This window comes from Cupriavidus sp. C2SS-8b (assembly GCF_057073745.1).
The window spans coordinates 1205419-1218425 of sequence record NZ_CP172716.1 but is presented as its reverse complement, the minus strand read 5'-3'; the positions used below and the strand labels follow the sequence as shown (position 1 = coordinate 1218425).

15 protein-coding genes are annotated in these 13007 nt (G+C 65.0%); 7 read left to right on the top strand and 8 right to left on the bottom strand.

Going from position 1 to position 13007, the window contains the following annotated elements; translation table 11 throughout:
* The first annotated feature begins 170 nt into the window (after positions 1 to 170).
* Together ACIGJB_RS05610 and ACIGJB_RS05605 are read left to right on the top strand one after the other, a co-directional pair.
* Positions 171 to 1367 (top strand): amino acid aminotransferase, encoded by a 1197-nt coding sequence (locus tag ACIGJB_RS05610; RefSeq protein ID WP_483731763.1) that lies wholly within the window; start codon positions 171 to 173, stop codon positions 1365 to 1367.
* A gap of 262 nt (positions 1368 to 1629) precedes the next feature.
* Complete coding sequence (locus tag ACIGJB_RS05605) at positions 1630 to 2871, top strand: polyhydroxyalkanoate depolymerase (RefSeq protein WP_483731762.1); 1242 nt, start codon at positions 1630 to 1632, stop codon at positions 2869 to 2871.
* A 67-nt stretch (positions 2872 to 2938) separates the two neighbouring features.
* Here ACIGJB_RS05605 and ACIGJB_RS05600 read toward each other — a convergent pair whose 3' ends face one another.
* Positions 2939 to 3571, bottom strand: a complete 633-nt coding sequence (locus tag ACIGJB_RS05600) for a TetR/AcrR family transcriptional regulator (RefSeq protein ID WP_483731761.1) — start codon at positions 3569 to 3571, stop codon at positions 2939 to 2941.
* Positions 3572 to 3777: 206 nt separating this feature from the next.
* On the opposite strand from ACIGJB_RS05600, the gene rsxB reads away from it, so the two are divergent.
* Both rsxB and nth read left to right on the top strand, forming a co-directional pair.
* Positions 3778 to 4509, top strand: a complete 732-nt coding sequence (gene rsxB / locus ACIGJB_RS05595; protein ID WP_483731760.1) for an electron transport complex subunit RsxB — start codon at positions 3778 to 3780, stop codon at positions 4507 to 4509.
* Positions 4506 to 5150, top strand: a complete 645-nt coding sequence (nth, locus tag ACIGJB_RS05590; protein WP_483710997.1) for an endonuclease III — start codon at positions 4506 to 4508, stop codon at positions 5148 to 5150. The genes rsxB and nth overlap by 4 nt, the downstream gene beginning before the upstream one ends.
* Positions 5151 to 5214: 64 nt before the next feature.
* Here nth and ACIGJB_RS05585 read toward each other — a convergent pair whose 3' ends face one another.
* Together ACIGJB_RS05585 and ACIGJB_RS05580 are read right to left on the bottom strand one after the other, a co-directional pair.
* Positions 5215 to 5802, bottom strand: a complete 588-nt coding sequence (locus ACIGJB_RS05585) for a malonic semialdehyde reductase (RefSeq protein WP_483731759.1) — start codon at positions 5800 to 5802, stop codon at positions 5215 to 5217.
* 89 nt (positions 5803 to 5891) lie between these two features.
* Positions 5892 to 6818, bottom strand: coding sequence for a DMT family transporter (locus tag ACIGJB_RS05580; protein ID WP_483731758.1), 927 nt, complete (start codon positions 6816 to 6818; stop codon positions 5892 to 5894).
* Positions 6819 to 6919: 101 nt separating this feature from the next.
* Here ACIGJB_RS05580 and ACIGJB_RS05575 point away from each other — a divergent pair, with 101 nt between their 5' ends.
* Positions 6920 to 7351 (top strand): DUF1841 family protein, encoded by a 432-nt coding sequence (locus ACIGJB_RS05575; RefSeq protein ID WP_483731757.1) that lies wholly within the window; start codon positions 6920 to 6922, stop codon positions 7349 to 7351.
* A gap of 138 nt (positions 7352 to 7489) precedes the next feature.
* On the top strand, positions 7490 to 8782 hold the full coding sequence (locus ACIGJB_RS05570) for a phospholipase A (RefSeq protein WP_483731756.1): 1293 nt from the start codon (positions 7490 to 7492) through the stop codon (positions 8780 to 8782).
* Here the strand turns inward: ACIGJB_RS05570 and ACIGJB_RS05565 are convergent.
* Both ACIGJB_RS05565 and grpE read right to left on the bottom strand, forming a co-directional pair.
* On the bottom strand, positions 8779 to 9204 hold the full coding sequence (locus ACIGJB_RS05565; protein ID WP_483731755.1) for a thioredoxin family protein: 426 nt from the start codon (positions 9202 to 9204) through the stop codon (positions 8779 to 8781). The genes ACIGJB_RS05570 and ACIGJB_RS05565 overlap by 4 nt on opposite strands.
* Positions 9205 to 9304: 100 nt before the next feature.
* Positions 9305 to 9859 (bottom strand): nucleotide exchange factor GrpE, encoded by a 555-nt coding sequence (gene grpE, locus ACIGJB_RS05560; protein ID WP_483731754.1) that lies wholly within the window; start codon positions 9857 to 9859, stop codon positions 9305 to 9307.
* A 271-nt stretch (positions 9860 to 10130) separates the two neighbouring features.
* Between grpE and ACIGJB_RS05555 the strand changes: the two genes are divergently transcribed.
* Positions 10131 to 10295 (top strand): hypothetical protein, encoded by a 165-nt coding sequence (locus tag ACIGJB_RS05555; RefSeq protein WP_483731753.1) that lies wholly within the window; start codon positions 10131 to 10133, stop codon positions 10293 to 10295.
* Positions 10296 to 10366: 71 nt separating this feature from the next.
* On the opposite strand, the gene ACIGJB_RS05550 is transcribed toward ACIGJB_RS05555, so the two are convergent.
* The 3 genes from ACIGJB_RS05550 to hrcA all read right to left on the bottom strand — a co-directional run bounded on the left by ACIGJB_RS05550 (position 10367) and on the right by hrcA (position 12998).
* Positions 10367 to 10762, bottom strand: a complete 396-nt coding sequence (locus ACIGJB_RS05550; RefSeq protein WP_483710989.1) for an RNA-binding S4 domain-containing protein — start codon at positions 10760 to 10762, stop codon at positions 10367 to 10369.
* Positions 10759 to 11874 (bottom strand): ferrochelatase, encoded by a 1116-nt coding sequence (gene hemH, locus ACIGJB_RS05545; protein WP_483731752.1) that lies wholly within the window; start codon positions 11872 to 11874, stop codon positions 10759 to 10761. The genes ACIGJB_RS05550 and hemH overlap by 4 nt, the downstream gene beginning before the upstream one ends.
* 83 nt (positions 11875 to 11957) lie before the next feature.
* Positions 11958 to 12998, bottom strand: coding sequence for a heat-inducible transcriptional repressor HrcA (hrcA, locus tag ACIGJB_RS05540; RefSeq protein ID WP_483710987.1), 1041 nt, complete (start codon positions 12996 to 12998; stop codon positions 11958 to 11960).
* Positions 12999 to 13007: the final 9 nt, after the last annotated feature.

Below are 13007 nucleotides of genomic sequence, written 5' to 3'. Positions count from 1 at the left end.
GCTAGGGGAAAAACCTGAGAAAAGAGGGGCGGATACGCTAGAATCTTGGGGTTGCACAGCCCGCTTCAAGCCGTCAACGCCAGCAAGCAGGTCTGCCGCACGCCCCCCAGCGCAGTCCGAAGCATTCTACGCCTTCCCGTTTTCTTACATTGCCGACCACGAGAGTCCAAATGAGTTTGTTTTCTGCCGTCGAGATGGCCCCGCGCGACCCGATCCTGGGCCTGAACGAAGCCTTCAATGCTGATACCCGCGCCACCAAGGTGAACCTGGGCGTTGGCGTGTACTTCACCGACGAAGGGAAGATTCCCCTGCTGCGCGCCGTGCAGGAAGCGGAAAAGGCGCGCCTGACCACCGCCACGCCGCGCGGCTACCTACCGATCGAAGGCATCGCCGCCTATGACCAGGCCGTGCAGTCGCTGCTGTTCGGCAAGGAATCGCCGCTGATCACCGAAGGCCGCGTTGTGACGGCACAGGCACTGGGCGGCACCGGCGCACTGAAGATCGGCGCCGACTTCCTGAAGCGCCTGTATCCGACCTCCAAGGTCGCCATCAGCGACCCGAGCTGGGAAAACCACCGCGCGCTGTTCGAATCGGCCGGCTTCGAAGTGGTGAACTATGCCTACTACGACGCGCCCAGCCACGGCCTGAACTTCGCCGGCATGCTGGAATCGCTGAAGTCGTACCCGGCCAACACCATCATCGTTCTGCACGCCTGCTGCCACAACCCGACCGGCGTCGACCTGTCGGCGGAGCAGTGGAAGGAAGTGGTCGCGGTGATCAAGGAACGCAACCTGATCCCGTTCCTGGACATGGCCTACCAGGGCTTTGCGGATGGTATCGACCCGGACGGCGCGGCCGTGCGCCTGTTCGCAGATTCCGGCCTGCCCTTCTTCGTGTCGAGCTCGTTCTCGAAGAGCTTCTCGCTGTACGGCGAACGCGTCGGCGCCCTGTCGATCGTCACCACCAGCAAGGACGAAGCCCAGCGCGTGCTGTCGCAAGTCAAGCGCGTGATCCGCACCAACTACTCCAACCCGCCGACGCACGGCGGTACCGTGGTCGCCACCGTGCTGAACAGCCCGGAACTGCGCGCCATGTGGGAACAGGAACTGGCCGAAATGCGCGACCGCATCAAGCTGATGCGCCACGCGCTGGTCGACAAGCTGGCCGCCAAGGGCGTGAAAACCGATTTCTCGTTCGTGAAGTCGCAGCGCGGCATGTTCTCGTACTCGGGCCTGAACTCGGCGCAAGTGGACCGCCTGCGCAACGAGCACGGCATCTACGCCGTCGGCACCGGCCGCATCTGCGTGGCCGCGCTGAATAGCCGTAATATCGACGCCGTGGTCGACGCGATCGCCGCAGTGCTGTAAACGCCGCAATGTCGGGTACTGTTGGCATACCGACAGTCCTGGCACGGTGTGTGCAACAACAAAAGGCAGCTACGGCTGCCTTTTTCTTTTGTCATGCCGTTTTGTCATGCGGAATTAAGGCCTTTGGGCTATTGTCTTTTCCCATTACCGCCGTACCTTAGGGTATATGCTGCACAGCACGATCGTTTGGTTGCGTGCATAATCGGCACGCAAGTCCACGATAGTGCCCCTCCAGAAAGACGTATTACCAGGCCATACCGCCATGCTCTACCAACTGCATGAGTTCCAGCGTTCGATGCTGCACCCGCTGACCGCGTGGGCACAGGCGACCGCCAAGACTTTCACCAATCCCCTCAGCCCGTTGTCGCTGGTTCCCGGCGCACCCCGCCTGGCAGCCGGATATGAGCTCCTGTACCGGCTCGGCAAGGAATACGAGAAGCCCGCGTTTGACATCCGGTCGGTGCGCTCGAATGGCCGCGATATCCCGATCGTCGAGCAGACCATCCTGGAAAAGCCGTTCTGCAAGCTGGTCCGCTTCAAGCGCTACGCCGACGATCCGGACACCATCAAGCTGCTGAAGGACGAGCCGGTGGTGCTGGTGGCCGCGCCGCTTTCGGGCCACCATGCCACGCTGCTGCGCGATACCGTGCGCACTTTGCTGCAGGACCACAAGGTCTATGTGACCGACTGGGTCGATGCCCGCATGGTGCCGGCCGAACATGGTCCGTTCCACCTGTCGGACTATATCCACTACATCCAGGAATTCATTCGTCACATCGGCGCGGACAAGCTGCACGTCATTTCGGTGTGCCAGCCGACGGTGCCCGTGCTGGCGGCGATCTCGCTGATGGCCTCGGCCGGCGAGAAGACGCCACGGACCATGACGATGATGGGTGGCCCGATCGATGCCCGCAAGAGTCCGACCGCGGTCAATTCGCTCGCGACCAACAAGTCGTACGAGTGGTTCGAGAACAACGTCATCTACACCGTTCCGGCCAACTACCCGGGCCATGGCCGGCGCGTCTATCCCGGCTTCCTGCAGCATGCCGGTTTCGTGGCGATGAATCCGGACCGTCACCTGTCGTCGCACTATGATTATTACCTGAGCCTGCTCCAGGGTGATGCCGACGACGCGGAAGCGCACGTGCGCTTCTACGACGAGTACAACGCCGTGCTCGACATGGCGGCCGAGTACTACCTCGACACGATTCGCGAAGTCTTCCAGGAATTCAGGCTGGCCAACGGCACCTGGGCCATCGACGGCGATCCGGTGCGCCCGCAGGACATCAAGGACACCGCGCTGCTGACAGTGGAAGGCGAACTCGACGACATCTCGGGCGCCGGCCAGACTGCCGCGGCGCATGATCTGTGTGCGGGCATCGCCGATGCTGACAAGTTCCACCTGTCCGCGACCAAGTGCGGCCACTACGGGATTTTCTCCGGCCGCCGCTGGCGCGATGAGATCTATCCGCAGTTGCGCGACTTCATCCGCAAGTACCGGTGACCGGTACACTGCCACGCAATAACGCCCGCAGTTGCGGGCGTTATTCATTTGAAGGCGCGCGGCGGACTCAGCGCCGCAGGTAGCTCAGCAGCATCTCCGTGTGCAGCTCGGCAAACCGCTCGTGCTCGTCCTGGGACGCCACGTCACGGCCGATCACCGCGCTGATCGTGTAGCAGTTCGACAGCACGTAATAGCCCAGCGCCGAGATGGTCAGGTAGAACTGCGGGACATCGACGTTGTCGCGGAACAGCCCCTGCTGCTGGCCGCGACGGATGATGTCCGCCAGCACGTTGACGATCGGATTGACGAGTTGATGCAGGTGCGCCGATTTCTTCAGGTGGCGCGCCTCGTGCAGGTTTTCGCTGTTGACGAGCCGGATGAACTCGGGGTGCTGGTAGTACCAGTCCCAGACGAAGCGGGCCAGCGTGCGGACCCCCGCGACGGGATCTTCGTCCGTGATGTGCAGTTGCTCCTCAGCAGCCCGGAACTCCGCGTACTGCTTCTCCAGCACGGCAAGGAAGAGCCCTTCCTTGCTGCCGTAGTAGTAATACAGCATGCGCTCGTTGGTCTCGGCGCGGCGCGCGATCTGGTCGACGCGGGCGCCGGCCAGGCCGCCCTTGGCAAATTCCTCCGTGGCCGCCGCCAGGATGCGGCGGCGCGTGCCCTCTGGGTCCCGTTTGGTTCTGGTCTCGTTTGACATGGGGTAAGGGTCGATGTTTGCGCGGATTATGGCACAGCCGTGCGCGCTTCTGGCCGGCTGGCCGTCGCGCATGATGGCCGGTTTTGCCCGATCGCGAAATCGGGGATAATCCGTGCGGCGCATGGCCCGCAGAGGCCGGCGCGCGACTCCTTCGGCAGCCCGCCGTCGCCGCAAACGTTTCCCTTCCCGCCATTCTTGCTGTTGTCGTGAGTTCCTCCCACACCCTCGCAGACCGCCTCGAGGCGCTGCTGCCGCAAACCCAGTGCACCAAGTGCGGCTTCAACGGTTGCCGTCCGTACGCCGAAGCCATGGCCAGCGGCGAAGCCGCCAGCAACCGCTGCCCGCCCGGCGGCGCGGAGGGAATCCGCCGCCTGTCCGCGCTGCTCGGCACCGCGCCGCTGCCGCTCGACCCCGAACGCGGCGTCGAGCAGCCGCGCGCCGTGGCGCGCATCGACGAAAGCCTGTGCATCGGCTGCACGCTGTGCATCCAGGCCTGTCCGGTCGACGCCATCGCCGGCGCTGCCAAGCAGATGCACACCATCATTCCGGAACTCTGCACCGGTTGCGACCTCTGCGTGCCGCCCTGCCCCGTCGACTGCATCGACATGGTGCCCGTCACCGGCCAGCGCACCGGCTGGGACGCCTGGACGCAGGAACAGGCCGACGCCGCCCATGTACGCTACGTCGCGCGCAAGCAGCGGCTGGTGCGCGAGCGCGAGGAGAACGACGCCCGCCTTGCTGCCAAGGCCGCCGCCAAGCTGCAGGCATTGCAGGCCGAAGCGGCCCAGTCGGACACCGAGCGTGCGGCGCAGGAACGCAAGCGCGCCATCATCCAGGCGGCGATCGAACGGGCGCGCCAGAAGCAGCAGGCCGCCGCCCGGCCCGGCAAGGACATCGCCCCGGACAACGACAACAACACCAGTCCAGCAAAACCATGAACGCAGCCAAGTCCCGTGCGCTGTTCGAGACCCTGCGCGAGGTCAACCCCGCGCCGGCCACCGAGCTGGAATACAGTTCTCCATTCGAGCTGCTGATCGCCGTGCTGCTGTCGGCCCAGGCCACGGATATCGGCGTCAACAAGGCCACGCGTAGGCTGTATCCGGTGGCGCATACCCCGCAGCAGATGCTCGACCTCGGCGAGGAAGGACTCATCGGGTATATCAAGACCATCGGACTCTACAAGACCAAGGCCAAGCATGTGATCGAGACCTGCCGCATCCTGGTCGAGCGGCACGGCGGCAAGGTGCCGCAGGACCGCGCCGCACTGGAGGCGCTGCCCGGCGTGGGCCGCAAGACTGCCAACGTGGTGCTCAACACCGCGTTCGGCGAGCCGACCATCGCCGTCGACACGCATATCTTCCGCGTGGCCAACCGGACCGGGCTGGCCCCGGGCAAGAACGTGCAGATCGTCGAGGACAAGCTGCTCAAGGTGGTGCCCAGGGAGTTCCTGCACGATGCCCATCACTGGCTGATCCTGCACGGCCGCTACGTGTGCAAGGCGCGCAAGCCCGAGTGCTGGCACTGCGTGATCGAGCCGCTGTGCGAGTTCCGCGACAAGACCGAGGCCCCGCGCGGCTGAGCGTCGCGCAAATTAAAAAGACCCGCCGAGGCGGGTCTTCTTCATGGCGGCAGGAGGTACCGTCTTACACCACGCAGCAGGCTTCGTCGAACGACAGGCGCGGCAGGCGCGGGAACAGCTTGTCGCTTTCGCCGTAGCCCAGGTTGCACAGGAAGTTGACCTCCCACTTGCCGTCGGGGAAGAACGTGGCGTTGACCTTGTCGGCATCGAAGCCGCCCATCGGGCCGCAGTCCAGGCCCATGGCGCGCGCGGCCAGGATGAAGTAGCCGCCTTGCAGCGAGCTGTTCATGAGCCCATCGCGGGCGATCTTGGCGTCGTTGCCGGCATACCACGAGCGGGCATCGGCATGCGGGAACAGCTTGGGCAGCTGGTCATGGAAGGCCTTGTCGAAAGCGATGATGGCCGTGACGGGCGCGGAACGGGTCTTGTCGACGTTGCCGGGGGACATGCACTCGACCAGGCGTGCCTTCTCGGCGGCGCTCTTGACGAAAACGATGCGCGCCGGGCAGGTGTTGGCGGCGGTCGGGCCGAACTTCATGGCTTCATAGACCTGGTGCAGCACGGCATCATCCACGTGACGATCCTGCCATACGTTGTGCGTGCGGGCTTCGGTGAACAACTGGGCCAGGGCTGCCTGATCGATCTGGGACATGCGCTCGTTCCTGTACTTTGGGTGAAAGAAGAAGGCGAATTGTACCCAAGCGCCGGGCTAGGCTAGTGCAGCCGCTTTGATCAGGAAATTCAATTCTCTTGCGTCTTCGGTGGTGCGCTGGCACGACGGGTCAGCCACAGCACGCCGGCGAGGATCAGGCCGCCGCCCACCGCTTGCGCGCCACTGATATGTTCGCCAAGCAACGCCGCGGCCAGCACCACCGTGACGACCGGCTCCAGCGTGGACAGCATCGACGCCTGCGCCGCGCCGAGCCGCTGGAGCCCGGCAAAGAAGGTCAGGATGGCCAGCACCGTGGACAGCAGCGCGATGCCGAGCATGGCCAGCCACCCGCCCGCCGTCGCGGGAAATTGCGGTGGCACGCCCGCGCCAAGGCGCAGCACGCTGATCGAGCCGTAGACCAGTGCCGCCGCGGTACAGATCACCGTAGTGGTGGCGATCGCATTGACGCCCGCCGTCACGCGCGCGCCGACAATGATGTAGACGGAATAAATCACGGCAGCGGCCAGTCCGAGCGCAATGCCCAGCGGACTGCCCTCCCCGCCCCCGACGGTGAGCCCCGCGCCCGCCGAGCACAGTACCAGCGCAATGACCGCGGCGGTCGTCAGGCGTTCCTTGAGGAAAATGGCCGCCAGGATCGTGACGAAGAGCGGATACAGGTACAGCAGCAAGGCCACCAGGCTCGCCTGCGCATGGTTGAGTGCACTGAAAAAGCAGAACGACTGGCCGACATAGCCGATGCCGCCCATGGCCGCCAGCGCCAGCACGCGCCGCCACGGCGGCAGCCGGATGCTGCGCCCGCGCATCACGAACGCCAGCGCGACGGCGGCCAGCGTGAAGCGCACGGTCAGCAGGCCATAGACATCGGCACCCGCCTCGTAGGCGAACCGGGCGAAGATCGCCATCGCGCCGAAGGCACTCGCGGACAGTGCGATCAGCAGCACGCCCGCGAACTTTTCGCGGACGCGTTCGGAGACAGCGGACGAGGAAACGGTCATGGAGAACGTCGGACGGCGGCCCAATTGGCCAATCCCGCATTCTAATGGCGCTGGCGCCACCGGCAGCACGGCCGCGAGTGCTCGTTTACAATGACGCCACCATGTTTAATCCCTCCCGTGAAGAAGTCCGCCGGTTCTTCTGCGATGCCTGGCAGAAGCAGCTTTCCGGCGGCGTCCTGACCCCGCTGGAAGCCATTGCCGTCGACTGGATCGGCGAGCACCCGGAATACCAGGCGCTGCTGACCGATACCGAAGGCGCGCTGGCGCAGGACTTTACGCCCGAAAAGGGCCAGACCAACCCGTTCCTCCACCTGGCCATGCACCTGTCGATTTCGGAGCAGGTGTCGATCGACCAGCCTCCAGGCATCCGCCAGGCCTACGAGACGCTGACACAGCGCCTGGACTCCCCGCACGAAGCCCAGCACCAGGTCATGGAATGCCTGGGCGAGATGCTATGGCAGGCACAACGGACCGGCCGTCCGCCGGACGGTGTGCAATACGTCGAAAACGTGCGGCGCCGCGCGTCGCGCTGATCCACGCCAGCGCCGCCAGAAGACAGAGCCGGCGTCCTGCGTACAATTCGTCACAACCGCCAGCGGCTAGCGTGGTAGGCTTGCCCGCATTGCCATCCGCCTGCGCCGAAGTCCAGCCGGACTCGGCGCTTCCCCGATATGCCCGAGACGTCTCAGCCCGCACAGGGCAAGCGCGCCCATGGAGCCGGCGCGAAGTGGAAATGGTTTTGCCTGCTGCTGGCTTGCGCCTCGCCCCTGTCAGGCCGCGCCGCGGTCTCGATGCTGCAGCCGCCCCGCGTTATCGACGGCGCCCGGCCGCTCGCACTGACGCTGCTGATCAGCGCCGAGACCGGCACGCGCCGGTACCAAATACCTGACACGCTTGAAGTCACCGCCTCGGGCGATCTCCAGGCGCCGGTGAAACTCATCCTGCGACGCCATGAACCTGGCCCTGCCATCGTTTCCCTGCGCAAGGGCGAAAACCGGACCATCCGCTATGCCGTTGACCTGCCGCCTGGCTTGCGCGGCACGATTCGCCTGGACGCCACCGGCATCGACGCCGCGCCGGTACTCGTCACGCTGAACCAGCAGGCAACGTCCGGCCAGCCGGCTGCGACGCCGCTGGCTGCCGCCGCCTCCGCGCCCGCGCATGAAGCCGGGCCCGCCGAACACACGCCGGCGCCGGTAGTAGCCGTCGCCTCGGCCGAGCAGCCCGCCCCGGTTCCGGCCGACCTGCGCGACAGCGCGCGCCTGTCGTTCAACGACCCGATGTACTTCATCGCCGGCGCGCACGACGGCGGCAATGCCAAGTTCCAGCTCAGCTTCAAGTACCGCATCCTGGAAGGCAAGGATCCGGCCTCGCGGCGTTTGATCGACAACCTCTACTTCGGCTACACGCAGTTTTCGCTGTGGGACCTGTCGCAGGATTCCAAGCCGTTCCGCGACACCAACTACCGGCCGAGCTTCTACTATTACCTGTCCGACACGGGCGTGCATAACGCAGCCATCAGCCGCCTGTCGCTGGCTACGGGTCTCGAGCATGAGTCCAACGGCCGCAACGGCGACGACTCGCGCAGCATCAACACCGTCTTCTTCAAGCCGACCTTCTATTTCGGCGACCAGAACAACTGGCACTGGCGCGTCGCGCCCAAGCTATACGCCTACCTGGAGAAGAACGACAACCCCGACATCGCGCATTACCGCGGCTACATGGACCTGGACCTGGCCTACGGCAAGGCGGATTCGTGGGAGTTTGCCGCCACGGTGCGCAAGGGCACGCGCAGCTGGTACGGCAGCGTCGACGCGCGCGTGACCTATCCGCTGGCGCGGCTCATACCGGGCACCGCCGGATACCTGATGGCCGGCTATTTCGCCGGCTATGGTGAAAGCCTGCTCGACTACAACCAGAAGGTGCCCTGGCAGTTCCGGCTGGGCTACGCACTGTCGCGCTAGCCGGCGAGCGGCTTGCCTTCCGACTTCAGGCGCGCGTTGGCCACCGCCGCGGCGAACTGGCCATGGCCGTGCCAGCCGGTCGCGCGGCCCAGCTTCTTGCCGTTCCGGAAAAACATGAAGACCGGAATGCCATGCAGGCCGAAACGCCGCCCGAGTTCCGGATGCGCATACACATTGGCATGCAGCCAGTGCAGGTCCAGGGCGCGGATCGGCCCGGGGTTGGCGAGCATGGCCTGCTTCGCCATTTCGCAGTTGAAACAGTCCACGCCCCAGAAGAACACGCACACCAGCTTGTCGCCCGCCGCGGCGATGGCGGTGTCGATCGAGGCCTCGTCCACGGCTTGCATGCCGAATGCATCAAAGGCGCGATGGTCCAGGTGCGCTTCGGATGATGGCGTGGTACCGGGTGCTGCGTCGCTCATGGCTTGCCTCCGTGAATGGCAAGACGCCCCGGGGCCAGAGTGGCGCCGGGGCGTCGAGGATGGTGTCCAGCGACCGTTCAGCCGCACCCGCGATCCCTGCTTACTTGGGTGCCGAAACCGTTACCAGCGCCGGGCGGAGCACGCGGTCGGCTATCATATAGCCGCGTTGGAGCACCGTCACGACGGTGTTGGCGTCCTGCTCGGAAGGCACCATCGAGATAGCCTGGTGGCGGTGCGGGTCGAACTTGTCGCCGACCGGGTTCAGTTCCACGATCTTGCCGCGCTCGAAGGCAGCGGCCAGCTGGCGCGCGGTCAGTTCGACGCCTTCGCGCAGCTTGGCGATATCGCCCGAACCGTCAGCCAGCGCAGCCTGCAGGCTGTCCATCACGGGCAGCAGGTTGTCGGCGAAATTCTCGATGGCGAACTTGTGCGCCTTGGACACGTCCTCCTGCGCCCGGCGGCGGATGTTCTCGCTTTCCGCCACGGAACGCACGTACATGTCGTAGTGCTCGCGCGCCTTGGCTTCCAGCGCGGCAAGCTGTGCCGCCACATCGTCCACGGCGGCAGTCTCCGGCGCGGCGGCCGCGGCGTTGATGGCCGCTTCGGCGGCGGACTCAGGCGTCGGGGTGGATGGCGTCTGCTTCTGTTCTTCCATGTCGATCCGTATCAATGCATTGTCGCGGCCGTCCGGTCAGGCCGCGGTGGGTAAATCGGCGTGTGTCCCGCTGATCTGGTGGCAACCCGACTTTTTTCAAGGGTGGTTGCAAAGAGACCCTGAAACACACCGTTACAAACGACCCCCTTGTGCAATCGCCCGCTTATTGCTTTGTTGCACTGCACTCACTAACATTCTTATCAAGAAAAATGACAAAAATAACGGGGGTCTGGAGTTGAATCACATTTGTGCCTCTTCCGAAAGGTTGGCCATGCACAAGCTTCCCATCGTGACGCTCTGCCTGCTTGCCGCGCTGTCATTCATGACAGTCTTCATCTGCCTGTCCGGCGCCATGACGCCGCGCGATACGGAGTATGGCAGCGGCAAGGCCGTCTTTAAGCATTACCTCGTCCAGTACGTCGGCGTCAACCAGTAGCACTACGCTGCCTGGCGTTAATCCTTCAACGCGGCCGTACCGGCGTTTGCCGGTCGGCCGCGTTGTCGCGTTCAGCGCCTGAAATCATCAATGCGCCGCCGGTCCTTTTTGGTAGGACGGCCCTGCAACTGCGACGACGGTTCTGGCTGGAAACGCCGCTGCTCGGCTTCGGTTTGACGACGGGCCTGGCTGGCCTCGGTTTCCGCATAGAGCGTCTGTGCCACCGGCGCCGGGCCGCGCGCCTGCGCAATGCCCTTCACCATCACCTCCCAGCGTTGCTGATGGGCCTCCAGCACGACCATGTCGCCCGGCCGGACTTCGCGGGAATTCTTGCACGGCTGGCCGTTGACCGTGACCTTGCCGCGCTCGACGGCCTCTGCCGCGAGCGAGCGGGTCTTGAAGAAACGTGCGCACCAGAGCCATTTGTCGATACGCAGGCGCGCATCGGGTTCGAAACTGACGTTCATGCTGCCGCTCCACGGGTCTGCGCGCGACTGCGGCGCGCTTCCAGTTCATGCGGATGCGGCACGTTCAGCGGCCAGCCCTGCAGGTGCTGCAAGGCAATCTCCGCCAGCGCCGCGATCCAGGCCTGGGCATCGTTCATGCACGGGATGAAGTGGAACTGCTTGCCGCCCGCCACCATGAACTCGGTCTGGCCCTCCATGGCAATCTCTTCGAGCGTCTCGATGCAGTCGGCGGGAAAGCCCGGGCAGAACACATCGACCCGGCCCGCGCCGACCTTGCCCAGTTCCGCCAGCGTCGGCGCCGTATAGGGCTGGAGCCATTCGGCCTTGCCGAAACGAGACTGGAACGTCACCTGATACTGACCCGGCTGGAGGCCCAGCGCGTCGCCCAGAAGGCGCCCGGTCTTGAGGCACTCGCAATGATAGGGATCGCCCAGTTCCAGCGTCCGGCGCGGCACGCCGTGGAAGGACAGGATCAGCTTGTCGCCGTGCGCGAAATCCGGCATGCCGTGCTGCGCCCAGTACGCGCCAACCTGCTGGTGCAGCGCCGAAATATAGGCAGGATGGTCATGGAAGTGCTTCACCAAGCGAAGCTCGGGCTGGTTACGCCACAGGCCAAGCACGCGGAACACCTCGTCGAACGCCGTGGCCGTGGTGGTGCCCGAGTATTGCGGATACATCGGCAGCACCAGCACCTGCTCCGTGCCCTGGCGGCGCAACGCTTCCAGCACGGATTCGACCGACGGATTGCCATAGCGCATCGCGCAGGCGACCGTGACCTCGTAGCCCTGCTGGTTCAGCAGGCGCTGCAGCGCATGCGCCTGGCGCTCGCTATATACCAGCAGCGGCGACCCGGTCATATGCGCCTCGCGCAGCCAGATCGACTCGTACTTGAGCGCCGAGGCGCGCGAGCGCAGCGGCAGGATCACTCCATGCAGCAGCGGCAGCCAGGCCAGGCGCGGGATCTCGACTACGCGCGGATCGGAAAGGAACTCCTTCAGGTAGCGCCCCACCGCCTTCGGGGTCGGTGCGTCGGGCGTGCCCAGGTTGACCAGCAGGATGGCCGTGCGCGGCGCCTGGCCGTGCTGATAGACCGGTTCGGGAGAAAACGTCATGTCGCTTCCGATGTGGCCGGGCGGCAGGATGCCGCCGGGCTGTGGAAATGGGGACGCAGACTGTGTGACCCGCTGGACGGGCCCTAGTTCTGGCTCAGTGCGCTCGACAGCAGCCGTGCCGTGATGTCGACAATCGGGATGACCCGCTCATAGGCCATGCGGGTCGGGCCAATCACCCCCAGCGTGCCGACGATCTGGCCATCCACCTCGTACGGCGCGGTGATCACGGCCATGTCTTCGAGCGGCACCAGCTGGCTTTCGCCGCCGATGAAAATCTGCACGCCCTGCGCGTGGCTGGACACGTCCAGCAGCTGGAGCAGGCTGGTCTTGTGCTCGAACACGTCGAACAGCCGGCGCAGCTTGTCCATGCTCGACGACAGGTCTTCCACCTCCAGCAGCTTGCGCTCGCCGCTGATGTAGACGTGGTCGTCCTCTTCTTCCATGGCGCTGCTGCCGGCCTCGACCGCCGCCTGCATCAGTTGCGACATGTCGCGCCGCAGGTCGCGCAACTCCACGCGCAGGTGGTCGCGCACGGCGTCAAAGCTCATGCCCGCGTAATGCGCGTTGAAGAAATTCGCCGCTTCGATGAGCTGCGCGGGGGTGTACGGCAGTTCCGTCTGGATGATCCGGTTCTGCACATCGCCCTCCGGGCTGACGATGATCAGCAGGATGCGCTTGTCCGACAGCCGCATGAACTCGATCTGCCGGAACGACTGCGCGCGCCGCGGTGTCATGATCACGCCGGCAAAGTGCGAGAGGTTGGACAAGGTCCGCGCGGCCGCCGTGATCACGCGCTGCGGGCCAAGCTGCTGCTGGCCGCCGAGCTGGCCCTGGATCTGCCCGGCCAGCTCCGTCATTTCCATGCCGCCGCGTTCGATCGGCTTGACGGTCAGCATGGTATCGACGAACAGGCGATACCCGCGCGGCGTGGGAATCCGTCCCGCGGAAGTATGCGGGCTTGAGATAAAGCCCATTTCCTCCAGATCGGACATCACATTGCGGATGGTGGCCGGCGACAGGTCCAGCCCGGAATACCGGGACAGGGTCCGGGAGCCGACCGGCTGCCCTTCGGCAATGTAGCGCTCAATCAGGGTCTTGAGCAGCGTTTTCGAACGTTCATCCATGATGCCCCG